The sequence below is a fragment of the Streptomyces sp. NPDC007346 genome (assembly GCF_040703535.1).
Lineage (GTDB): Bacteria > Actinomycetota > Actinomycetes > Streptomycetales > Streptomycetaceae > Streptomyces.
In genome coordinates this window covers 1-24202 of sequence record NZ_JBEYKR010000034.1, presented here as the reverse complement: position 1 = coordinate 24202, position 24202 = coordinate 1, and the positions used below count along the sequence as shown (strand labels likewise).

Here is a 24202-nt window from a genome sequence, read left to right as displayed (position 1 = left end):
CGCCGTCGCGGGCGGTGCCGCCGACAGGTCAGGAAGCGGGAGGCGTGGGGGGAGGGGTGGCGCCGGGGGTGCCACCGTCCTTCTGGCCCAGCTTGTCCACGGCCTCCTTGGCCTTGCGCGTACCCGTGTCGATCTTGTCGCTGTACTTGCCCTTGGTCTTCTCGTCGACCGTGCGCGCGGCCTTGTCGAGCCCCTGCTCGATCTTGTCCCCGTGCTGCTGCGCGAGATCGCCGACCTTTTCCTTGGCCGGTTCCAGCTTGGCCTTCAGGTTGTCCAGGAACCCCATTGGGTCACCTTCCGTGCAGTGAGGACGGTCTACGGGAGCGTTCTCCCGCCTCCATTGTCCGTCACCTGTCCCTCCCCGCCGACTTCACGCGCCCTTCGGCCTCCTTCCGTCCGCCCGTCCGCCCGTCCGCCCGGCCGGGGACGGGTGCGGGAAGGCCCCGGGGATTTGGGAGACTGTCCCGGTGAACCGTCCCGCTTCAGCCCCCCGCGTCATTACCGTCGTCGGCCCCACCGCGGCCGGCAAATCCGATCTGGGGGTCTTCCTCGCCCGGGAGCTCGGCGGGGAGGTGGTCAACGCCGACTCCATGCAGCTCTACCGAGGGATGGACATCGGTACGGCGAAGATGACGGTTGACGAACGCGCGGGCGTCCCCCACCACCTGCTGGACATCTGGGACGTCACCGAGGCCGCCAGCGTCGCCGAGTACCAGCGACGGGCCCGGTCGGCGATCGACCGGCTGCTCGCCGAAGGCCGTACGCCGGTCCTCGTGGGCGGCTCCGGGCTGTACGTGAAGGGCGCCATCGACGCGCTGGAGTTCCCCGGTACGGACCCCGAGGTGCGCGCCCGCCTCGAACAGGAGCTGGCCGAGCGGGGATCCGGCTTCCTGCACCAGCGGCTCGCCGCCGCGGACCCCGCCGCCGCCCGCTCCATCCTCGCGAGCAACGGCCGCCGGATCGTCCGCGCCCTCGAGGTCATCGAGATCACCGGCAAGCCCTTCACCGCCAACCTCCCCGGCGACGAACCGGTCTACGAGGCCGTGCAGATCGGCGTCGACGTGGAGCGCCCCGAGCTGGACGAGCGCATCGCCCTGCGCGTCGACCGGATGTGGGAGGCCGGCCTCGTGGACGAGGTGCGCGCCCTGGAGGAGGCCGGACTGCGCGAGGGGCTCACCGCCTCACGGGCCCTCGGCTACCAGCAGGTGCTGGCGGCGCTCGCGGGGGAGTGCACCGAGGAGGAGGCGCGGTCCGAGACCGTGCGCGCCACCAAGCGCTTCGCACGCCGGCAGGACTCCTGGTTCCGCCGCGACCCGCGCGTGCGGTGGCTGGATGGCGGGCACCGCGACCGGGAGGAACTCCCGCGCCGGGCGCTGACGTTGATCGAACGAGCGGTCACAGCCTGATCACGTGATGGCATCGGGACGCTCCGGCCGTCAATTCGGCGCCCGTGCACGTGCCATCATCGAGCATCGATCCACCAGTGCAGTCCGAGTTGGGAGGGCGCGTGGCGATGGAGGCCGGCCCTCGCGACACGGAGCAGCACGACGTACCGTCACCGCGGGAGATCGCGGGGCGGCTGAGCCCCGACGGGCCCGACGAGCAGGATGTCGTCCCCGAGGTCGAGGTCGAGCTCAGGCCCGCCCGCAGGCTGCGGATCTGGCAGCTCGCGCCCATCGTCGTGCTGGCCGCCGTCGGCTCCCTGATGTTCGCCTTCCCGCTCGCCTTCGAGTTCGGTGACGGCGGCGCCGTGGTCGCCATGCTGGGGCTCCTGATCAGCTGCTGCGCGGCCGGCTGGGGCATGATGGCGGCCCGCCGCGTCGGCCACACCTGGCCCGGCCTGCCGGCCAGGGGTTCGGGCGACCGTCCCGACTGGCGTGTGATCGCGCTGTACGTCGCCACGGGCGCCGCACTGGTCGCCCTCGCCGTCTGGCGCGTGGCCCGCCTGCGCTGAGGCAGCCATGCGTGGTCCGCCTGCGGCTGAAGCCGCCAGGGGTGCCCGGTGGGTCCGGCGTCGCGGAGTGTCGGTGGCGGCTCGTACGATTGCCCTGTGAGCACTTCGCAGATCACCTTCCTCAAGGGGCACGGCACCGAGAACGACTTCGTGATCGTCCCCGACCCGGACAACGCCCTCGCGCTGCCCGCCTCCGTCGTCGCCCGGATCTGCGACCGCCGGGCCGGCATCGGCGGGGACGGTCTGCTGCACGTCGTGCGCTCCGCGGCCCACCCCGAGGCCCGGGACATGGCCGCCGAGGCCGAATGGTTCATGGACTACCGCAACGCGGACGGCTCGATCGCCGAGATGTGCGGCAACGGGGTGCGCGTCTTCGCCCACCACCTCCAGCGCGCGGGCCTCGTCGAGCAGGGCGGCCTCGCCGTCGCCACCCGGGGCGGCGTCAAGCAGGTGCACCTCGGCAAGGACGGCGACATCACCGTCTCCATGGGGCGCGCCCTGCTGCCCGAGGAGAGCGCCACGGTCGCCGTCGGGGAGCGCAGCTGGCCCTCCCGCAACGTCAACATGGGCAACCCGCACGCCGTCGCCTTCGTCGACGACCTCACCCACGCCGGCGACCTGCTCTCGGCCCCTCCGGTCAGCCCCGCCGCGGTCTACCCCGACGGCGTCAACGTCGAGTTCGTCGTCGACCGGGGCCCGCGCCACGTCGCCATGCGCGTCCACGAGCGCGGCTCCGGCGAGACCCGCTCGTGCGGCACCGGCGCCTGCGCGGTGGCCGTCGCCGCCGCCCGCCGGGACGGCGCGGACCCGGCGGTGACCGGGCTCCCCGCGACGTACCGGGTGGACCTCCCCGGCGGCACCCTGACCATCACCGAACACCCGGACGGTTCGGTCGAGATGACCGGCGCCGCCGTGATCGTCGCCGAGGGCACCATCGACCCGGCCTGGCTGGAAACGGCGGCCGGCTGACCGACGGGCGGCCACCGGACAGGCGCCGGGCCACCGTTGGCCGGGCGCCGGACGGCTCGCGGTTCGAAACCGTGGTCGGCCGGAGCTTCGCTCGAATGGGTGATCCGTTTCACGCTGGGCGAGAGCCGGACTGCGCCACGTGGTGGGGTCGATAGCATCAAGCACCGGCCCGGAGAAGCGTCCGCCTCTCCCCACCGCCGGTCGACGCCGCCGGAGGGACCCCATGAGTGCAGAGGCCGCCGATCCCGCCGCTGTGCCGCGCAGGCGGAGCCGGCCCAGGATCGATCTGCGCAGACTGGGCCGGGTGGCGCTGCTCGGCCCGGTCTCCCGCGACCGGCTGCCCGACGCCATCGGCCATGTCGCCGACGCGCACCGCGCCCACCATCCCGACGCCGACCTGGGCATCCTCCACCGCGCCTACGTCCTGGCGGAGTCCTCGCACCGCGGCCAGATGCGCAAGAGCGGCGAGCCGTACATCACGCATCCGCTGGCCGTCACCCTGATCCTCGCCGAGCTGGGCGCCGAGACCACCACCCTCACCGCCTCCCTCCTCCACGACACCGTGGAGGACACCGAGGTGACCCTCGATCAGGTACGCGAGCAGTTCGGCGAGGAGGTCTGCTATCTCGTCGACGGCGTCACCAAGCTGGAGAAGGTCGACTACGGAGCCGCCGCCGAGCCCGAGACCTTCCGCAAGATGCTCGTCGCCACCGGCAACGACGTCCGGGTCATGTCGATCAAACTGGCCGACCGGCTGCACAACATGCGCACCCTGACCGTGATGCGCCCCGAGAAGCAGGCCCGGATCGCCAAGGTCACCCGGGACGTCCTCATCCCCCTGGCCGAACGGCTCGGCGTACAGGCGCTCAAGACCGAGCTGGAGGACCTGGTCTTCGCGATCCTGAACCCCGAGGGGTACGAGGACACCCGCGCCCTCATCGCCGCGGTGACGGGCGTGAGCGACCCCCTGGCCCCCATCGCCGGCAGCGTCCGGGCCACCCTGCGGGACGCGGGCATCAACGCCGAAGTCCTCATCAGGCCACGCCACTTCGTCTCCGTGCACCGGGTCCGCAGGAAACGCGGCGAGCTGCGCCCCACCGACTTCGGCCGGCTGCTCGTCCTGGTCGCCGAGGATGCCGACTGCTACGCCGTCCTCGGTGAGCTGCACACCTGCTTCACCCCGGTGATCTCCGAGTTCAAGGACTTCATCGCCGCCCCCAAGTTCAACCTGTACCAGTCGCTGCACACCGCCGTCGTCGGCCCCGAGGGCGCGGTCGCCGAAGTCCTCATCCGTACGCACCGGATGCACAAGGTCGCCGAGGCGGGCGTCGTCGCCCTGGGCAACCCGTACGCCCATGACGGCCCCCCCGCCCATGACGGCACCGTCCAGCCGGCCGAGCCCTCCGACGAGCGCGCCGACCCGACCCGGCCCGGCTGGCTCTCCCGGCTGCTGGACTGGCAGGAGTCCGCCACCGACCCGGACACCTTCTGGACCACCCTGCGCGCCGACCTCGCCCAGGACCGCGAGATCACCGTGTTCCGCACCGACGGCAGGACCCTCGGCCTGCCCGCCGGGGCCAGCTGCGTCGATGCCGCCTACGCCCAGCACGGGGAGCGGGCGCACGCCTGCATCGGCGCCCGGGTCAACGGCCGCCTCGCCACCCTCTCCACCCAGCTCGGCGACGGGGACACCGTGCAGCTGCTGCTCGCCCAGGACACCGCCTCGGGCCCGTCGCCCCAGTGGCTCGACCACGCCCGCACCCCCGCCGCCCGGATCGCGATCACCGGCTGGCTCTCCGCCCACCCCGACGACGATCCGGGCCCCGAGGCCCCGGGATCCGACGGCCGGACCGGGCCCGCCGGGGACGGCCCCCCCTCCACCGCACCGGCCCGCACCAGGTCCGGGGGGCGCGCCGCCAACGTCGTCGTCGACGGCCCCCACAGCCCCACCCGCCTGGCCGGCTGCTGTACGCCGGTGCCCCCGGACGAGGTGATCGGCTTCGTCGTCCGGGGCGGCGCCGTCACCGTGCACCGCCAGGAGTGTTCCGCCGTCGCCCGGATGCGGGAGACCGGCCGCGCCCCGGTGGCGGCCCGCTGGCGCGACGAGGACGGCTGGGGCGACACCGCCGCCTGCCGGGTCACGCTCGTCGCCGAGTCCTTCGGACGCCCCCGGCTGCTCGCCGACCTCACCGAGGCCATCGCCACGGCCGACGCGGCCATCGTCTCCGCCACCGTCGAACCGCCCAGCGAACAGCGCGTCCGCCACACCTACACCCTCCAGCTCCCCGACGCCGCCGGACTGCCCGCCCTGATGCGGGCGATGCGCGAGGTCGCCGGGGTCTACGACGTCAGCCGCGCCCAGCACCCGGCCGCCACCGGCTGACCCGCTCCCCGTTCGGGTGGTGCGGCGCGCGGCACCACCGGGAGAGCGCCGGGCGCTGATAGCGGTAGTCCATGCCGCTCCTCTCCCGCCGCCTGCGGGCCGCCCTCCTGGCCACCGCGTCGCTCTCCCTCGTCGCCGCCGCCCTGCCCGCCCCCGAACCCCTGGGCATCGGTGACCGGCTCTTCCCCGAGCTGGGCAACCCCGGCTACGACGTCCTCACGTACGACATCGCCCTCACGTACCACGGCAGCAACACCAAGCCCCTGGACGCCGTCACCAGGATCAGGGCCCGCACCACCGCACCGCTGGAGCGGATCAACCTCGACTTCGCCCAGGGCACCGTCCAGGCCGTCGAGGTCAACGGGCACGCCGCCGACTTCGGGAGCAAGAACGAGGACCTGATCGTCCAGGCCCCCCGACGCCTCCCCGAAGGCGTACCCCTGAACATCACCGTCCGGCACACCAGCGACCCGTCCGGGACCGCGGGCAACGGCGGCTGGATCCGCACCGCCGACGGCCTCGCCATGGCCAACCAGGCCGACGCCGCCCACCGGGTCTTCCCCGGCAACGACCACCCCTCGGACAAGGCGCACTTCACCTTCCGCATCACCGCCCCCAAGAACCTCACGGCCGTCGCCAACGGACTGCCCGCCGGCCACACCCGCAACGGCGCCACGACCACCTGGACCTACCGCACCCAGCACCCCATGGCCACCGAGCTGGCCCAGGTCTCCATCGGCCGCTCCGCCGTCCACCACCACACCGGACCGCACGGACTGCCGCTGCGCGACGTCGTCCCGGCCGCCGACCGGGCCGAGCTGGAGCCCTGGCTGAAGAAGACCCCCGCCCAGCTGGAGTGGATGGAGCGGCGGGTCGGCCGCTACCCCTTCGAGACGTACGGGGTCCTCGTCGCCGACAGCCCCATCGGCTTCGCGCTGGAGACCCAGACCCTCTCCCTGTTCGGCAGGTCCCTGTTCACCGAGCCCGCCTACCCCGAGTGGTACGTCGACTCCGTCATGGTCCACGAGCTGGCCCACCAGTGGTTCGGCAACAGCGTCTCGCCCGCCTCCTGGTCCGACCTCTGGCTCAACGAAGGGCACGCCAGCTGGTACGAGGCCCTGTACGCCGAGGAGCACGGCGGGGGGACGCTGGAGCGGCGGATGCGTCAGGCGTACAAGCTCTCCGACGGCTGGCGGGCGAACGGCGGCCCGCCGGCGCACCCGGACGGCCCCGCCGAGGGGGAGAAGCTCTCCCTCTTCCGGCCCGTCGTCTACGACGGCAGCGCGCTGGTGCTCTACGCCCTGCGCCAGGAGATCGGCGCGGCCGCCTTCGACCGGCTGGAGCGCTCCTGGGTACGGATCCACCGGGACGGTACGGCGACCACCGCGGACTTCACCCGGCTCGCCTCCGGGATCGCGGGACGGGACCTCAAGGCCTTCTTCGACGGCTGGCTGTACGGCGAGAAGACACCGCCGATGCCCGGCCACCCCGACTGGCGGACCGCCGAGCCCGCCGCCACCCCCTGAGAACGGGGGAAAACCCCAGTGACGGGCCCGGTGGGGCCGTGCCACTATCGACACGTCGGTGCGGCGGATCCGCCCGGGATCTCCTCGCGGGAATCATCCGGGCAGATCACACGTTGTGACTGACGTAAAGACTTCTATCGACGTAAGGAACCAATGACCTCCTCTTCTTCCCTTCCCCAGGACGCGCGGAGCGCCACGGAGAACACCCCCGAGAGCCTCACCGAGAGCCTTCGGGCCGACGCCCTGATGGAAGAGGACGTCGCCTGGAGCCAGGAGATCGACGGAGCGCGCGACGGCGACCAGCTGGACCGCTCCGAGCGTGCCGCCCTGCGGCGCGTGGCCGGTCTCTCCACGGAGCTCGAGGACGTCACCGAGGTCGAGTACCGACAGCTGCGCCTGGAGCGCGTCGTGCTGGTCGGTGTCTGGACCTCGGGGACGGTGCGCGACGCGGAGATCTCCCTCGCGGAGCTGGCCGCACTCGCCGAGACGGCGGGCGCACAGGTGCTGGACGCGGTGTACCAGCGGCGCGACAAGCCCGACGCCGCGACCTACATCGGGTCCGGCAAGGCGCTGGAGCTGCGCGACATCGTCCTGGAATCCGGGGCGGACACCGTCGTCTGCGACGGTGAGCTCAGCCCCGGCCAGCTGATCCACCTGGAAGACGTCGTCAAGGTGAAGGTGGTTGACCGGACCGCCCTCATCCTCGACATCTTCGCCCAGCACGCCAAGTCCCGTGAGGGCAAGGCGCAGGTCTCGCTGGCCCAGATGCAGTACATGCTGCCGCGGCTGCGCGGCTGGGGCCAGTCGCTCTCCCGCCAGATGGGCGGCGCCGGTTCCGGCGGCGGTGGCGGTATGGCCACGCGCGGTCCCGGTGAGACCAAGATCGAGACGGACCGGCGCCGGATCCGCGAGAAGATGGCGAAGATGCGCCGGGAGATCGCGGAGATGAAGACCGGCCGTGAGATCAAGCGCCAGGAGCGCAAGCGCAACAAGGTGCCCTCCGTCGCCATCGCCGGATACACCAACGCGGGCAAGTCCTCGCTGCTCAACCGCCTCACCGGAGCCGGTGTCCTGGTGGAGAACGCCCTGTTCGCCACCCTGGACCCGACCGTGCGCCGGGCCGAGACACCGAGCGGCCGTATCTACACCCTCGCCGACACCGTCGGGTTCGTGCGGCACCTGCCGCACCACCTCGTCGAGGCGTTCCGCTCCACCATGGAGGAGGTCGGCGAGTCCGATCTCATCCTGCACGTGGTGGACGGCTCGCACCCGGTGCCGGAGGAGCAGCTCGCCGCGGTGCGCGAGGTGATCCGGGACGTCGGCGCGGTGAACGTGCGCGAGATCGTCGTGATCAACAAGGCGGACGCGGCGGACCCGCTGGTCCTCCAGCGGCTGCTGCGCAACGAGAAGTACGCGATCGCGGTCTCGGCCCGCACCGGTGCCGGGATCGACGAGCTGCTGGCGCTCATCGACGCCGAGCTGCCGCGCCCGTCCGTCGAGATCGAGGCGCTCGTGCCGTACATCCAGGGGGCTCTGGTCTCCCGGGTGCACGCCGAGGGTGAGGTGCTCTCCGAGGAGCACACCGCCGAGGGCACCCTGCTCAGGGCCCAGGTCCACGAGGAACTGGCGGCGGAGCTGGGGACGTTCGTCCTCGCCCCGCACTGACAGGCACTGATCACCGCACGGCGCAGGCCGTGACGGAGACGCCCGGCCGGGCCTCCCGGCCGGGCGTCACCCGTTTCCGGGGCCCTGACGCTCCCCGTCCGCCGCGTGGGAGCCGTCCGCCCCGCCCTCCTCGTACCCGGGAGGCACGAAGCACGCGGTCACGGTCTTGCCGTCCCGCTGCGGATGGTGCTGCCAGCTGTCGGCCAGCGCGTCCACGATGGCCATGCCCCGGCCGCCGAGTGCGCCCGGGTCGCCCTCGCGCTGGGTGGGCGGCTGCGAACTGGAGTCGTGGACACTCACGTGCAGGCATGTGCTGTCCCAGGTCAGGACGAGCTGGGCGTCACTGCGGGCGTGTTTGTGCGCGTTGGTGATGAGCTCGGAGACGGCGAGGAGCACCGAGTCCACGGTGTCGGGCGCCTCCTCGGCCCACTCCAGGGTCCGCAGGTGCTCACGCGCCCAGTGGCGCCCCGCTCGTACCCCTTGGGATATGGGGAAGGACTGCGCCCAGCCCACCGCCCTCATCGTGGAATCGGTCATCGCCATGCCTCTCGGTCGTGGTCGCACGGGTTCCGGCGCTCGGTCGCCCTCCGTGTACCCGCCGGAACGCCGAACACCGTCCCGCCGAGGGCGGGACGGTGTTCGCAGCTGTCGGGCGCGGGCGGTGAAGGCCCTACTGGCCCGCGTACTTCTCGCTGACCGCGCGGTAGACGCCCTCGGCCTCCTTGCCGAGCCGGGGACCGGCCAGCCAGCCCGCCGAGACCGGGCCGATCGAGGTGTTCGAGACCAGGGCCGGCTTACCGTCCTGCCCGGCCGTCACCCAGCCACCGCCGGAGGAACCACCGGTCATGGTGCAGCCGATGCGGTACATCGTCGGCTCGTCCTGACGGACCGAGAGGCGGCCCGGCTTGTCCTCGCACCGGAGCAGCTTCTGGCCGTCGAACGGCGGCGCGGCCGGGTAGCCGGTGGCCGTCAGGTCCGCCATCTGCGGTACGGCGGGGGCGTTGAAGTCGACCGGCAGCGCCGAACCGACCGTCTCCTCCAGCGACTTGCCCGTGGAGCCCTTCTCCGGCGTCACGTGCAGCACCGCGAAGTCGTACGGGGCACCCTGCCCGCCGGTCGCCGCACCCTGGGCGATCCACTGCTCGGAGGTCTGGGCCCACCGGCCCCACCACACGCCGTACGGGGCGATCTTCTCCTTGGGCGCGGTCTCCAGCTCCGCCAGGGAGAGGCCGTCGTTGTTGTACGACGGGACGAAGGCGATGTTGCGGTACCAGCCGCCCTCCTTGCCCGCGTGCACACAGTGCCCGGCGGTCCACACCATGTTGGACTTGCCGGGGTTCGCCGGGTCCTTCACCACGGTCGCGGAACAGACCATCGAGCCCTTGGGGCCGTCGAAGAGCAGCTTCCCGGACTCCGGCGCGTTGTCGTGGTACGGCGTCGCGACACCGGCCGCCTGGACGGGGGCGGGCGTCGGGTCCGTCACGCCGTCGTCACCGGAGATGTCGTTGTCGACCGGGTTCTCCGGGGGCTTGTCCGCCTCCCGCATCCGGTCCGGGTCCCACAGGCCGTCGATGATCGGGTTGACGAAGTCCTTGGCCTCCCGCAGCCACTTGTCCTTGTCCCAGTTCTTCCACTCACCGTCACGCCACTTGTCCGGGTCGATCCCGTGCTCCTTGAGCCGGTCCTTGAGCTCCTCCGGGATCGTGACCTTGCCGTCGGCCTGGCCGGCCGAGGCACTGGGCGTACCGCCGCCGATGTCCTCCTCCGGGCCGCAGGCGGTGGCGGTGAGCGCCAGGACGGCGACGGCCGCCGTCGCGGCGAGCACGCCGGAGGGCATGCGCCGTACGCGCCTGCCGCGGCGTGCGGTGTCGTTCGGGCGAATGGGTCGCATCTGGTGATCCCCCTGGGACTTCGTCACTCGTAACCTCGTGCTGCTTTTCGGACACTCCGGGGCGGTGGAGCAGGTTCTCCACCCCTCGGTGCGGCCCCCACTATGCCGGTGCCGATGGGGACGGTACGCGGCAGGTCCACGGTTCCGTCCCCGCAAGGATGTTCCGATTTACCCGTGATCCCTTGCGGCCGGTGTCGTTGGTACGTGCGGGGGACACCAGGACAGCGTTCACCCCCGCACTCCGTCCGCGCGAAAACGTACCGACGTGCAACGCAACTGTTACCGCAGGAGGATCAAGAGCCGTGTCCGTGACCGAACCCGCTCCGGTGGCAGCGCCCCCCGCGCCCCCCGGGCACGAGGGCATCCTCCGCCGCCAGTCGCTGCGCGAGTCGGCCGCCCGCACCTACGCGCGGTCCCTGCCGATCGTCCCGGTCAGGGCGCGCGGGCTCACCATCGAGGGCGCGGACGGACGGCGATATCTGGACTGTCTGTCGGGCGCGGGCACCCTGGCGCTCGGCCACAACCACCCGGTCGTGCTCGAAGCCATCCGGAAGGTCATCGACTCCGGCGCCCCCCTGCACGTGCTCGACCTCGCCACCCCGGTCAAGGACGCCTTCACCACCGAGCTGTTCGCCACCCTGCCGCGCGAGTTCGCCGACAACGCCCGCGTCCAGTTCTGCGGCCCCGCCGGTACGGACGCGGTCGAGGCCGCGTTCAAGCTGGTCCGCGCCGCGACCGGGCGCGAGCCCCTGCTGACCTTCACCGGTGCCTACCACGGCATGACGGCCGGGGCGCTGGAAGCCTCCGGCGGCGCCCGTGACGTCCGGGTGACCCGGCTGCCCTTCCCGCAGGACTACCGCTGCCCGTTCGGGATCGGCGGTGAGCGCGGCGCCGCCCTCGGCGCGCGCTGGACCGAGCACCTGCTGGACGACGACAAGGGCGGTCTCCCGGCCCCGGCGGGGATGATCGTGGAGCCGGTCCAGGGCGAGGGCGGCGTCAACCCGGCCCCGGACGCCTGGCTGCGCCGGATGCGCGAGATCACCCGGGCCCGCGGTATCCCGCTGATCGCCGACGAGGTGCAGACCGGCGTCGGAAGGACCGGCGCGTTCTGGGCGGTCGAGCACAGCGGCGTGGTGCCGGACGTCATGGTCCTCTCCAAGGCGATCGGCGGTTCCCTCCCGCTCGCCGTCATCGTCTACCGCTCTGAGCTGGACCTCTGGCAGCCGGGCGCCCACGCGGGTACGTTTCGTGGCAACCAGCTCGCCATGGCGGCGGGCGCGGCCACCCTCGCGTACGTCCGGGAGAACGGGCTGGCGGAGCGTGCGGCGGCCTTGGGCGCCCGAATGCTCGACAGCCTGCGGAAGTTGCGGGCGGACCATGCGGGCATCGGCGACGTACGGGGGCGCGGACTGATGATCGGCCTGGAGCTGGTGGACCCCGAGGCGGCGCCCCTGCCGGCCGAGGCCGACGACCACGCCCCGGCCCCGCCCCCGGACCCGGCCCTCGCCCGCGCCGTCCAGCAGGAGTGCCTGGACCGCGGCCTCATCGTCGAACTGGGCGGCCGGCACAACGCCGTGGTCCGCCTGCTGCCCCCTCTCACCCTCACCGACGAGCAGGCGAGCGCCGTCGTCGACCGGCTGGCCGACGCGCTGGCGGCCGCGGAGCGTTCGCCGCACCGCGGGGCCGCCGCCGGGCTGACCACCTGACCCCCGGAACCACACAAGGAAGACCGCCGTGAACCCCACCCCCGCGTCCGAGGCCGACGGCCCCGGCACCCCCCAGCACCGAGGGCAGGACGGACCGGCCGCCCCCGGCACGGTCGAGGCGACGACTGTGCCCCGCCAGAAAGCCGTGCACCAGGACGGCCCAGGCGCCCCGGCGTACGCCCCCGCGGAGCCCGGCGCTCCGGAAGCACTCGACGACGCGGCCCGCGAGGAGAAGGCCCGCGGGAAAGCCCGCGACGCCGAAGCGCGTGCCGGGCAAGTCCGTGACGACGGCCTCCACGAAAGCGCCGACGACACGGTCCTCGGCGACGAAGTCCTCGAGGGCCAGGACCCGTTGGACCAGCCCGACCCGCTACGGGCCGCCGACGCCGCCGGCACCGAGAGCCTCCTGCGCTGCTGGATCCGGGAGAACGACCTGCCCCGCCCCGAGGGCGACACCCTGCGCGTCGCCTTCCCCGCCACCGGCACCGCCCTGCTCGTCCCCGTGCGCTACTGGTCCGCCACCGGAGCCCACCGCTTCGGCGCCCCGGCCCTGGAGGGCGCCCCCGAGAAGGCCCCGGCCGCCGACGCCGTCACCGTCGCCGTCCTCATCGGCCGGGAAGCCGACCGCAACGGCTCCGCCGACCTGGTCGCCCGGGTCGCCGACTCCGTACGCCACACCGCGGGCTTCGTCGAGCAGCGGCGCCGCCACCCCGCCGACCCGGTCGACGCCGATCTCTTCCTCAACGCCGAGCAGTCCCTCCTCCTCGGCCACCCGCTCCACCCCACCCCCAAGAGCCGCGAAGGGCTCTCCGAGGCGGAGTCCCGGCGCTATTCGCCGGAGCTGCACGGCTCCTTCCCGCTCCACTGGTTCGCCGTGGACCGTTCCCTGACCGCCACCGACTCCGCCTGGACCGACGGCGGCGAGGCGTCCGCCGAGGAGCTGCTGGCCCCGCACCGCGCGGGGCTGCGCCTGCCGCCCGGCACCGCCGCCCTCCCGCTGCACCCCTGGCAGGCCGCCGACCTGCTCAGCCGTCCGCAGGTCGCCGCCCTCCAGGAGGCCGGCCTGCTGCACGACCTGGGCCCGCACGGCGAGCACTGGCACCCCACCTCGTCCATCCGTACCGTGCACCGCCCCGGCGCCCGGGTGATGCTCAAGCTCTCCCTCGGCGTACGCATCACCAACTCCCGCCGCGAGAACCTCCGCAAGGAGCTGCACCGGGGCGTCGAGGTCCACCGCCTCCTGACCACCGGGCTGGCCGAGCGCTGGCAGCGGGTCCACCCCGGCTTCGACATCGTCCGCGACCCGGCCTGGCTCGCCGTCGACGACCCCGAGGGCGCCCCCGTCACCGGCCTCGACGTGATGCTCCGCCAGAACCCCTTCGGACCCGGCGACGACGCCGTATGCATCGCCGGACTCACCGCCCAGCGTCCCCGGCCCGGCCGGCCGGAGATGCGCTCCCGGCTCGCCGAGGCCGTGACCGCCCTGGCCGCACGGACCGGCCGCCCGGTCGCGGACGTCTCCGCGGAGTGGTTCCGGCGCTACCTGGACCGGGTCGTACGCCCCGTCCTCTGGCTCGACGCCCACGCCGGCGTCGCCCTCGAAGCCCACCAGCAGAACACCCTGGTCCTGCTCGACCCGGACGGCTGGCCGGTCGGCGGACGCTACCGGGACAACCAGGGCTACTACTTCCGTGACTCGCGCCGCGACGAACTGGAACAGCGGCTTCCGGGCATCGGCTCCGTCAGCGACACCTTCGTCTCCGACCCGGTCACCGACGAGCGGTTCGCCTACTACCTGGGCATCAACAACGTCCTCGGCCTCATCGGCGCGTTCGGCTCCCAGCGCCTCGCCGACGAACAGGACCTCCTCACCGCCCTCCGCCGATTCCTCACGGAGACGGCGGAACTGGGCTCGCCCCTGCCCGCGTATCTCCTCGACCACCGTCAACTGCGCTGCAAGGCCAACCTGCTGACCCGGCTGCACGGCCTGGACGAGCTGGTGGGCCCGGTCGACACCCAGTCCGTCTACGTCTCCATCGCCAACCCGCTGCACGCCTGAGGGGCCGGCCGCGCCCGCGCCGCCCCCGCTCCAGAGAGGAGAGTGTCACCGTGCCTCCCGCCGACGCGTCCGCGGAATCCGGCGCGGCGCCTCCGGAACCGGCCGACGCGCCTCCGGATCCGCGCCCCGGGCCCAGGGACCCGGGGACCCCCGCCGCGCCCAGCGGCACCGGCACCGAGGACACCCTCGACCTGAAGCTCACCGAGGAGCTGCTCACCCTCATCGGCGAGGACCGGAGCAGGGCGGCGGCACGGCACGACCCCGCCGACGAGCTGCTCGGCGACCCGGCCACCTGGCCCGGGGCGGCCACCGGGGCCGGGGTGTTCCACCTGGTCCCGGTGGTCCTGGAGCGCGACCTCGCCGTCCTCAGCCGCTGGATGAACGACCCCGCCGTCGCCGCCTTCTGGGAACTCGCCGGCCCCGAATCCGTCACCGCCGACCACCTGAGGCCGCAGCTCGAAGGGGATGGCCGCTCCCTCCCCTGCCTCGGCGTGCTCGACGGAACGCCCATGAGCTACTGGGAGATCTACCGCGCCGACCTGGACCCGCTGGCCCGCCACTACCCCGCCCGCCTCCACGACACCGGCGTCCATCTCCTCATCGGGGGCGTGAGTAACCGGGGGAGGGGCGTGGGCACCACCCTGCTCCGCGCCGTCGCCGACCTCGTCCTGGACAACCTTCCGCGGTGCGGCCGGGTCGTCGCCGAGCCGGATCTGCGCAACACCCCGTCCGTGTCGGCATTTCTGAGCGCCGGATTCCGCTTCTCCGCAGAAGTGGACCTCCCCGACAAACGTGCCGCCCTCATGATCCGCGACCGAACGTACCGTGATCACCTGTGAACATCGCGCCGCACCGTCCACACCGCTCGAACCTCATCGGTTCCACCCGGAGGAGTCCCCGTGCCGACATATCCCGCGAGCCCTGATTCCGTCGAACCCCACCCCCTGCTCAGCCCCCCGGAGCTGACCCGGCAGGTCTGGGACCGGGCCGCAGCGCGGCTGCTCGCCAAGATGCTCGGCGAGTTCGCGTACGAGGAGATCATCGAGCCCGAACGCCGGCCCGGCGACGGCCGCCTCCACCGCCTCTCGCTCGACGACGGTACGGAGCTCCGCTTCTCGGCCCGCCGGGGCGTCTACGGCAGCTGGCGGGTCGACCCCGACTCCATCGAGACGGTCCACGGGCCCGCGACCGCCCTCTCCAACGGCTCGTCCCCGGTGCCGCTCCCGGCCGACGCCTCCTCCCACAACGCGTCCGCCAACGGTTCCTCCGCCAACGGCTCGCCCGCCGGGACCCGGCCGTTCCGTGACCCGCTGCGCTTCCTCGCCCGCGCCAGGGGGCTCCTCGGACTCGACGGTGCCACCCTCGGCCACCTCATCCGCGAGCTGACCCTCACGCTCTCCGCCGACGCCCGGCTGGAGCACACCGCCCTCAGCGCGGACCGGCTCGCCGACGTCGGCTACGCGGAGCTCGAAGGACACCAGACCGGCCACCCCTGGCTGGTGGCGAGCAAGGGCCGCCTCGGTTTCTCCGCCGCCGACGCGGCCCGCTTCACGCCCGAGACCCGCAGCCCCCTCCGGCTGCCGTGGATCGCCGTGAGCACCCGCATAGCCCAGTACCGGGGCGTCGGCGGCGTCACGACCCCCGAGCACCTCTACGCCCAGGAGCTCGACCCCTCCGTGCGCGCCTCGTTCGCCGCCGAACTGCACGCCCGGGGGCTCGACCCCGAGAGCTACCTCTACCTCCCCGTACACCCCTGGCAGTGGGACGAGTGGATCGTTCCGCTCTTCGCCCCCGCCATCGCCGACGGGGACATCGTGGCGCTGCACACCGACGGCGACGCGCGCCTGGCGCAGCAGTCCGTCCGCACCTTCGCCAATGTGCAACACCCCGACCGGCACACGGTGAAGCTGCCGCTCTCGATCCTCAACACCCTGGTCTGGCGCGGCCTGCCCACCGAGCGGACCCTCGCCGCCCCCGCCGTCACCGCCTGGGTCCAGGGCCTGTGCGAGGCCGATCCGTTCCTGCGGGACACCTGCCGGGTCATCCTCCTGGGCGAGGTCGCCTCCGTCGCCGTGGAGCACCCGCTCTACGACCACCTCCCCGAAGCCCCGTACCAGTACAAGGAGATCCTCGGCGCGATCTGGCGCGAGCCCCTGCCGCCCCGCCTCGCGCCGGGCGAACGCGCCCGCACGCTCGCCTCCCTCCTGCATACGGATCCGGCGGGCCGGGCGTTCACCGCCGAACTCGTCGAGCGCTCCGGGCTCGCCCCGGCCGCCTGGCTCACCCGTCTCTTCGCCGCCCTGCTGCCGCCCCTGCTGCACTTCCTCTACCGCTACGGAACGGTCTTCTCCCCGCACGGCGAGAACGCCATCGTCGTCTTCGACGAGAACGACGTGCCCGTACGGCTCGCGATCAAGGACTTCGTCGACGACGTCAACGTCAGCGCCCACCCGCTGCCCGAGCACGACACCATGCCCGACGAGGTGCGTGCGGTCCTCCTCACCGAGGAGCCGTCCTTCCTCACCCAGTTCATCCACGCGGGCCTCTTCGTCGGGGTCTTCCGCTACCTCTCCCCGCTCTGCGAGGAGCAGCTGGGAGTGAGCGAGGACGAGTTCTGGTCACTCGTCCGGACGGAGATAGCCCGCCACCACGCCCGCTTCCCGGAGCTCAAGGAGCGGTTCGAGCTGTTCGACATGCTCACCCCCGAGATCGAACGGCTCTGTCTCAACCGCAACCGGCTGCACGTGGACGGCTACCGCGACCGCTCCAGCCGCCCGCACGCGGCGATCCACGGCACGGTTCCCAACCCGCTGCACCCCGCCGCCCGGATCCGGGAGTGATCGCCGTTGTCAGCGGTGCGCCGTAGGGTGGTCGGGCTATGACGAAGCCATCCCTCCCCGAGCTCCTGCACGCCGCCGTCACCGCCGTCGGCGGTACGGAACGGCCCGGCCAGGCCGCCATGGCCGAGGCCGTCGCCGAGGCGGTCGACGACCAATCCCACCTGCTCGTCCAGGCCGGTACCGGCACGGGCAAGTCCCTCGGCTACCTGGTGCCCGCGCTGGCGCACGGGGAGCGGGTCGTCGTGGCCACGGCCACCCTCGCCCTCCAGCGCCAGCTCGTGGAGCGGGACCTTCCGCGCACGGTGGATGCCCTCCACCCGCTGCTGCGCCGGCGCCCGCAGTACGCGATGCTCAAGGGCCGCTCCAACTACCTCTGCCTGCACCGGCTCCACGAAGGGGTCCCGCAGGACGAGGAGGAGGGGCTCTTCGACCAGTTCGAGGCGGCGGCCCCCTCCAGCAAGCTGGGCCAGGACCTGCTGCGGCTGCGGGACTGGTCGAGCGATACGGAGACGGGGGACCGGGACGACCTCACCCCCGGCGTCTCGGACCGGGCCTGGGCGCAGATCTCGGTCTCCTCGCGCGAGTGCCTGGGCGCGTCGAAGTGCGCGTACGGAGCGGAGTGCTTCGCGGAGGCGGCCCGTGAGCGCGCCAAGCTCGCCGATGTGGTCGTCACCAACCACGCCCTGCTCGCCATCGACGCCATCGAGGGCGCCCCGGTGCTGCCGTCGCACGAGGTGCTGATCGTGGACGAGGCCCATGAGCTGGTCTCCCGGGTCACCGGCGTGGCCACCGGCGAGCTGACCCCCGCCCAGGTCAACCGGGCGGTGCGCCGGGCGGCGAAGCTGGTCAACGAGAAGGCCGCGGACGCGCTCCAGAGCGCCGCCGAGGGGTTCGAGCGGGTGATGGAGCTGGCGCTCCCGGGGCGGCTGGAGGAGGTGCCCGAGGACCTCGGGTACGCGCTGATGGCGCTGCGCGACGCGGCCCGTACGGTGATCTCCGCGATCGGCGCCACCCGGGACAAGTCGGTCGAGGACGAGAACGCGGTCCGCAAGCAGGCCCTGGCCTCGGTGGAGTCGGTCCACGGGGTCGCCGAGCGCATCACCCAGGGCTCGGAGTACGACGTCGTCTGGTACGAGCAGCACGACCGGTTCGGCGCCTCCGTGCGGGTGGCCCCGCTCTCCGTCTCCGGGCTGCTGCGCGAGAAGCTCTTCACCGAGCGCTCGGTGGTCCTGACCTCGGCCACGCTGAAGCTCGGCGGCGACTTCAACGGGGTGGGGGCGTCCCTGGGGCTGGCCCCCGAGGGCACCGCGGGCGACGACATCCCGCAGTGGAAGGGGCTGGACGTCGGCTCCCCGTTCGACTATCCGAAGCAGGGCATCCTCTATGTCGCCCGGCATCTGAACACCCCGGGGCGCGAGGGGTCCCGTACGGACATGCTGGACGAGCTCGCCGAGCTGGTGGAGGCGGCGGGCGGCCGCACGCTGGGGCTGTTCTCCTCCATGCGGGGGGCAAAGGCGGCCGCGGAGGAGCTGCGGGGCCGGCTGGACAAGCCGATCCTGCTCCAGGGCGAGGAGACCCTCGGCGAGCTGATCAAGAACTTCGCCGCCGACCCGGAGACCTGCCTCTTCGGCACGCTCTCGCTCTGGCAGGGCGTCGACGTGCCGGGGCCGAGCTGCCAGCTGGTGGTCATGGACCGGATTCCCTTCCCCCGGCCCGACGACCCGCTGATGAGCGCACGCCAGAAGGCGGTCGAGGAGGCCGGCGGCAACGGGTTCATGGCCGTGGCCGCGACGCACTCCGCCCTGCTGATGGCCCAGGGCGCGGGCCGCCTCGTGAGGGCCACGGGCGACAAGGGCGTCGTCGCCGTGCTGGACCCACGGCTCGCCAACGCGCGGTACGGCAGCTATCTGCGCGCCTCGCTGCCGGACTTCTGGTACACCACGGACCGCAACCAGGCGCGCCGCTCACTCGCCGCGATCGACGCCCTGGCCAAGGCGGAGGGCAAGTAGGGGCAGGCAGTCGAGAAGAGGCCCCGGGACCTCTGTGAGACGGAGAGTTGCGGGGGCGCGACAGGACGCGTGCCGTGGGATTGCCGCGCCGTAGGACGAGAACCCCGGGGCCGCCGTAGGACGCGAGAGCCCCGGGACCGCCGTAAAGCGTCCCGGGGCTCTCGCGTCTCCGCGCGGCCGACGACCGGCGCTCTTCACACCCGCCGCAGCACGGCCACGACCTTGCCGAGGATCGTCGCCTCGTCACCGGGGATCGGCTGGTACGCGGCGTTGTGCGGCAGCAGCCACACATGCCCGTCCTCGCGGCGGAAGCGCTTGACCGTCGCCTCGCCGTCGAGCATCGCGGCGACGATGTCCCCGTTCTCCGCGACGGGCTGGCGGCGCACGGTGACCCAGTCGCCGTCACAGATCGCCGCCTCGATCATCGAGTCACCGACGACCTTCAGCACGAACAGCTCGCCGTCACCGACGAGCTGGCGCGGCAGCGGGAAGACGTCCTCGACCGACTCCTCGGCGAGGATCGGCCCACCGGCGGCGATCCGGCCCACCAGCGGAACGTACGACGCGGCGGGCTTCCCCGTCGTGTCGGTCGGCTGGGTGCTGGGCTGGTCCGATCCGCGCACCTCGTAGGCGCGGGGCCGGTGCGGGTCCCGCCGGAGGAAGCCCTTGCGCTCCAGGGCCATCAGCTGATGGGCGACGGACGACGTGCTGGACAGGCCCACCGCCTGACCGATCTCCCGCATGGAGGGCGGGTAGCCCCGGCGCTGCACGGAGTCGCGGATGACCTCGATGACCCGCCGCTGCCGGTCCGTGAGCCCCGAGCTGTCGGCCCTGATCCCTGGCGGCCTGCCGGGCAAGGAGCGCCCGGCGCGTGCGGGCTCGGGCCCGTCCGTGTTCGTGACTGAGTCATTCATGGCATGCACCGGCTCAAGTCGGCTCTGGGAGCGGTGGTCCCGGGCGGTGATGGTGGCACTGTCTGCGGTCGTGGTCACGTCGGCCCCTCTCGAATGTTCTCCCTAGCTGGACAACGGTAGTAGCTTTCGAAAGGTTGCGCCAAACACACGTTCGAGTGAAAAACGAATAAAGGGCTGCCGCGATGCTTCCCGTAGGTGTATGAGCACGAGACGCACGGTGCGTACGGGGTTTCACGCGGCCCCCGCGGAGGTCGGCCCAGTCTTTCATCCGGCTCCCCGCCCCGGGGTCCGGGGGCTCGCGGACCGCGCGATTCCCGTACCCTCTTCCCTGGCCCGCGCTCCTCCCCGGGCTCGCGTCCGGGGTGCGACACGCGGGGGCCGAAAACGCGACCCAACCCTAGATCTAGTGGTTGGATCGTCCCGGCCACCCAGAAGTTGTGGTCCTGGGTTCATTCGGCCCTGGGCCATCGCCTATGCTGGGGACTGCCTCCGAGGAGCCCGCAAGGGCAGGCCGAAGAGGCTATTCAGTCGTGCTGTGAAGGAGGGTTGGGAGCCATGCACTGCCCCTTCTGCAGGCACCCCGACAGCCGGGTCGTCGACAGTCGCACCACCGACGACGGGACGTCGATCCGTCGCCGCCGCCAGTGCCCCGACTGCTCCCGCCGTTTCACCACGGTGGAGACCTGCTCGCTGATGGTCGTCAAACGCAGCGGCGTGACCGAACCCTTCAGTCGCACCAAGGTCATCTCCGGCGTCCGCAAGGCATGCCAGGGCCGGCCCGTCACGGAGGACGCCCTCGCCAAACTCGGCCAGCGGGTCGAGGAGGCGGTGCGCGCCACCGGCAGTGCCGAGCTGACCACCCATGACGTGGGTCTGGCCATACTCGGCCCCTTGCAGGAGCTCGACCTCGTCGCGTACCTGCGCTTCGCGTCCGTCTACCGGGCGTTCGACTCCCTGGAAGACTTCGAGGCCGCCATCGTGGAACTGCGCGAGCGGCAGCCCTCCGCTGAGGACCGCGGGAGCGGCGAGACCCCTGAGGTCCCCGCCCCTGCCATCGCCGCCGACTGAGCGGCACCTGCCCGTCACCGTCCGGCATGACGTCCGCCGACCGGTGACCGGGCGATTCACCACCTGTTCCCGTGGCCGAGCGCGGCCCGCGGGACGACGGACACACACTGTGCCTGGGAAGAACTGGGCACTTCAGGGCGTTTTTGCCCACATATGGGAGGCGGCATGACAGAGACGGCGAGCGGCCCGGCACGAGGTTCCCGCACCAAGGGCACCAAGGCGAGCAAGGGTCTGCGCATCGAGCGCATCCACACCACCCCCGGCGTGCATCCGTACGACGAGGTGACGTGGGAGCGCCGTGACGTCGTCATGACCAATTGGCGCGACGGCTCGATCAACTTCGAGCAGCGTGGCGTCGAGTTCCCCGACTTCTGGTCGGTGAACGCGGTCAACATCGTCACCAGCAAGTACTTCCGCGGGGCGGTCGGCACGCCGCAGCGCGAGACCGGCCTCAAGCAGCTGATCGACCGGATCGTGAAGACGTACCGGAAGGCCGGCGAGGAGAACGGTTACTTCGCCTCCCCCGCGGACGCCGAGATCTTCGAGCACGAGCTGGCCCACGCCCTCCTGCACCAGATCTTCAGCTTCAACTCCCCGGTCTGGTTCAACGTCGGCACGCCCCAGCCGCAGCAGGTCTCCGCCTGCTTCATCCTGGCCGTCGACGACTCCATGGAGTCGATCCTCGACTGGTACAAGGAAGAGGGCATGATCTTCAAGGGCGGCTCCGGCGCCGGCCTGAACCTCTCCCGCATCCGCTCCTCCAAGGAGCTCCTCTCCTCCGGCGGCAACGCCTCGGGTCCGGTCTCCTTCATGCGCGGCGCCGACGCCTCCGCCGGAACCATCAAGTCCGGTGGCGCCACCCGCCGCGCGGCCAAGATGGTCATCCTCGACGTCGACCACCCCGACATCGAGGCCTTCATCGAGACCAAGGTGAAGGAGGAGGAGAAGATCCGCGCCCTGCGTGACGCGGGCTTCGACATGGACCTGGGCGGCGACGACATCACGTCCGTCCAGTACCAGAACGCCAACAACTCGGTCCGCGTGAACGACGAGTTCATGAAGGCCGTCGAGGCGGGCGGCAAGTTCGGGCTGCGCGCCCGGATGACCGGCGACGTCATCGAAGAGGTCGAGGCCAAGTCCCTCTTCCGCAAGATGGCCGAGGCCGCCTGGGCCTGCGCCGACCCGGGCATCCAGTACGACGACACCATCAACGCCTGGCACACCTGCCCGGAGTCCGGCCGGATCAACGGCTCGAACCCGTGCAGCGAGTACATGCACCTGGACAACACCTCGTGCAACCTCGCCTCGCTCAACCTGATGAAGTTCCTCAAGGACGACGGCCTGGGCAACCAGTCCTTCGAGTCCGAGCGCTTCTCCAAGGTCGTCGAGCTGGTCATCACCGCGATGGACATCTCGATCTGCTTCGCGGACTTCCCGACGCAGAAGATCGGTGAGAACACCCGCGCCTACCGCCAGCTGGGCATCGGCTACGCCAACCTCGGCGCCCTCCTGATGGCGACCGGCCACGCGTACGACAGCGACGGCGGCCGCGCCCTGGCCGGCGCCATCACCTCGCTGATGACCAGCACCTCCTACAAGCGCTCCGCCGAGCTGGCCGCGGTCGTCGGCCCGTACGACGGCTACGCCCGCAACGCCGAGCCGCACCAGCGCGTCATGAAGCAGCACGCCGACGCCAACACCAAGGCCATCCGCACCGACGACCTGGACGCCCCCGTCTGGGCCGCGGCGACGGAAGCCTGGCAGGACGTGGTCCGGCTCGGAGCGAAGAACGGTTTCCGCAACGCGCAGGCCTCGGTCATCGCGCCCACCGGCACCATCGGCCTGGCGATGTCCTGCGACACCACCGGCCTGGAGCCCGACCTCGCCCTGGTCAAGTTCAAGAAGCTCGTCGGCGGCGGCTCGATGCAGATCGTCAACGGCACCGTGCCGCAGGCCCTGCGCCGCATGGGCTACCAGCCGGAGCAGATCGAGGCGATCGTCGCCCACATCGCCGACCACGGCAACGTGATCGACGCGCCGGGCCTGAAGACCGAGCACTACGAGGTCTTCGACTGCGCGATGGGCGAGCGCTCCATCTCCGCGATGGGTCACGTCCGGATGATGGCGGCCATCCAGCCGTGGATCTCCGGCGCGCTCTCCAAGACGGTCAACCTGCCCGAGAGCGCCACCGTCGAGGACGTCGAAGAGGTCTACTTCGAGGCGTGGAAGCTGGGCGTCAAGGCGCTCGCGATCTACCGCGACAACTGCAAGGTCGGCCAGCCCCTCTCCGCCAAGACCAAGGACAAGGAGAAGGAAGAGGTCACCGCGAAGGCCGAGGAGACCATCCGTACGGCGGTCGAGAAGGTCGTCGAGTACCGCCCGGTCCGCAAGCGCCTCCCCAAGGGGCGTCCCGGCATCACCACCTCCTTCACGGTGGGCGGCGCCGAGGGCTACATGACCGCCAATTCCTACCCGGACGACGGTCTCGGTGAGGTCTTCCTGAAGATGTCCAAGCAGGGCTCGACCCTCGCGGGCATGATGGACGCCTTCTCCATCGCCGTCTCGGTCGGTCTGCAGTACGGCGTCCCGCTGGAGACGTACGTCTCGAAGTTCACGAACATGCGCTTCGAGCCGGCCGGCATGACGGACGACCCGGACGTGCGGATGGCGCAGTCGATCGTCGACTACATCTTCCGCCGCCTGGCGCTCGACTTCCTGCCCTTCGAGACCCGCTCCGCCCTCGGCATCCACTCCGCCGAGGAGCGCCAGCGCCACCTCGACACCGGTTCGTACGAGCCGTCCTTCGAGGCGGACGGCGTGGACTCCGAGAGCCTGGCCCAGTCGGCCCCGGTGCAGCCCGAGCCCCTGAAGGCGGTGGCGGCTCCCCGCGAGTCCGCCGAGAAGCCGGCTCCGGCGACGGCCCACACCTCGGCCGAGCTGGTCGAGATGCAGCTCGGGATCAGCGCGGACGCCCCGCTCTGCTTTTCCTGCGGCACGAAGATGCAGCGCGCCGGCTCCTGCTACATCTGCGAGGGCTGCGGCTCGACCAGCGGTTGCAGCTGACACCGGGCGGAATTGCGTCGGATGCAACACCCGACGTAGCTGAACCCGAAGCGTGATCTCTGAAAGGGAGGGGCGGCGGGGCCGGGGGGGGGCGCCCCCCCGCCGGGTGTTGTGGGGGGGGGGGAGTTTATAAACCCCCCCGCTCCACGCGCGCC

General features: G+C 72.0%; 17 protein-coding genes. 13 read left to right on the top strand and 4 right to left on the bottom strand.

Going from position 1 to position 24202, the window contains the following annotated elements:
• Positions 1–28: 28 nt before the first annotated feature.
• The gene (locus AB0917_RS12300) at positions 29–286 is read right to left on the bottom strand and encodes an antitoxin (RefSeq protein ID WP_366819439.1); all 258 of its coding nucleotides are present in this window, start codon (positions 284–286) and stop codon (positions 29–31) included.
• 181 nt (positions 287–467) lie between these two features.
• On the opposite strand from AB0917_RS12300, the gene miaA reads away from it, so the two are divergent.
• The 6 genes from miaA (at position 468) to hflX (ending at position 8497) form a co-directional block, all read left to right on the top strand.
• Positions 468–1406 (top strand): tRNA (adenosine(37)-N6)-dimethylallyltransferase MiaA, encoded by a 939-nt coding sequence (gene miaA, locus AB0917_RS12295; RefSeq protein WP_366819438.1) that lies wholly within the window; start codon positions 468–470, stop codon positions 1404–1406.
• A 107-nt stretch (positions 1407–1513) separates the two neighbouring features.
• Positions 1514–1954, top strand: a complete 441-nt coding sequence (locus AB0917_RS12290; protein ID WP_366819437.1) for a hypothetical protein — start codon at positions 1514–1516, stop codon at positions 1952–1954.
• A gap of 96 nt (positions 1955–2050) precedes the next feature.
• A complete protein-coding gene (dapF, locus tag AB0917_RS12285; protein ID WP_366819436.1) occupies positions 2051–2923 on the top strand; it encodes a diaminopimelate epimerase in 873 nt (290 codons plus the stop codon).
• A 223-nt stretch (positions 2924–3146) separates the two neighbouring features.
• Complete coding sequence (locus AB0917_RS12280; RefSeq protein WP_366819435.1) at positions 3147–5306, top strand: HD domain-containing protein; 2160 nt, start codon at positions 3147–3149, stop codon at positions 5304–5306.
• A gap of 71 nt (positions 5307–5377) precedes the next feature.
• Positions 5378–6832 (top strand): M1 family metallopeptidase, encoded by a 1455-nt coding sequence (locus AB0917_RS12275; RefSeq protein ID WP_366819434.1) that lies wholly within the window; start codon positions 5378–5380, stop codon positions 6830–6832.
• A 153-nt stretch (positions 6833–6985) separates the two neighbouring features.
• Positions 6986–8497, top strand: coding sequence for a GTPase HflX (hflX, locus tag AB0917_RS12270; protein ID WP_366819433.1), 1512 nt, complete (start codon positions 6986–6988; stop codon positions 8495–8497).
• A gap of 66 nt (positions 8498–8563) precedes the next feature.
• Here the strand turns inward: hflX and AB0917_RS12265 are convergent, their stop codons facing one another.
• Together AB0917_RS12265 and AB0917_RS12260 are read right to left on the bottom strand one after the other, a co-directional pair.
• Positions 8564–9034, bottom strand: coding sequence for an ATP-binding protein (locus AB0917_RS12265; RefSeq protein ID WP_366819432.1), 471 nt, complete (start codon positions 9032–9034; stop codon positions 8564–8566).
• 133 nt (positions 9035–9167) lie between these two features.
• Positions 9168–10334: a hypothetical protein gene (locus tag AB0917_RS12260; RefSeq protein WP_366819461.1), complete on the bottom strand. Its 1167-nt coding sequence runs from the start codon at positions 10332–10334 to the stop codon at positions 9168–9170.
• A gap of 356 nt (positions 10335–10690) precedes the next feature.
• Between AB0917_RS12260 and AB0917_RS12255 the strand changes: the two genes are divergently transcribed.
• From AB0917_RS12255 to AB0917_RS12235, 5 genes are read left to right on the top strand one after another with little or no spacing between them, the layout of a single operon-like run.
• Positions 10691–12094, top strand: a complete 1404-nt coding sequence (locus AB0917_RS12255; RefSeq protein ID WP_366819431.1) for a diaminobutyrate--2-oxoglutarate transaminase family protein — start codon at positions 10691–10693, stop codon at positions 12092–12094.
• Between the two features lie 28 nt (positions 12095–12122).
• A complete protein-coding gene (locus tag AB0917_RS12250; protein WP_366819430.1) occupies positions 12123–14153 on the top strand; it encodes an IucA/IucC family protein in 2031 nt (676 codons plus the stop codon).
• Between the two features lie 50 nt (positions 14154–14203).
• Positions 14204–14992: a GNAT family N-acetyltransferase gene (locus AB0917_RS12245; protein ID WP_366819429.1), complete on the top strand. Its 789-nt coding sequence runs from the start codon at positions 14204–14206 to the stop codon at positions 14990–14992.
• A 60-nt stretch (positions 14993–15052) separates the two neighbouring features.
• A complete protein-coding gene (locus AB0917_RS12240; protein ID WP_366819428.1) occupies positions 15053–16993 on the top strand; it encodes an IucA/IucC family siderophore biosynthesis protein in 1941 nt (646 codons plus the stop codon).
• 38 nt (positions 16994–17031) lie between these two features.
• Positions 17032–19002, top strand: a complete 1971-nt coding sequence (locus AB0917_RS12235; RefSeq protein WP_366819427.1) for an ATP-dependent DNA helicase — start codon at positions 17032–17034, stop codon at positions 19000–19002.
• A 194-nt stretch (positions 19003–19196) separates the two neighbouring features.
• On the opposite strand, the gene lexA is transcribed toward AB0917_RS12235, so the two are convergent.
• Entirely contained in the window at positions 19197–19994 is a 798-nt protein-coding gene (gene lexA / locus AB0917_RS12230; RefSeq protein WP_366819426.1) for a transcriptional repressor LexA, read from the bottom strand.
• 477 nt (positions 19995–20471) lie between these two features.
• Between lexA and nrdR the strand changes: the two genes are divergently transcribed.
• Together nrdR and AB0917_RS12220 are read left to right on the top strand one after the other, a co-directional pair.
• Positions 20472–20984: a transcriptional regulator NrdR gene (gene nrdR / locus AB0917_RS12225; protein ID WP_366819425.1), complete on the top strand. Its 513-nt coding sequence runs from the start codon at positions 20472–20474 to the stop codon at positions 20982–20984.
• Positions 20985–21149: 165 nt separating this feature from the next.
• Entirely contained in the window at positions 21150–24047 is a 2898-nt protein-coding gene (locus AB0917_RS12220; protein ID WP_366819424.1) for a vitamin B12-dependent ribonucleotide reductase, read from the top strand.
• Positions 24048–24202 lie beyond the last annotated feature (155 nt).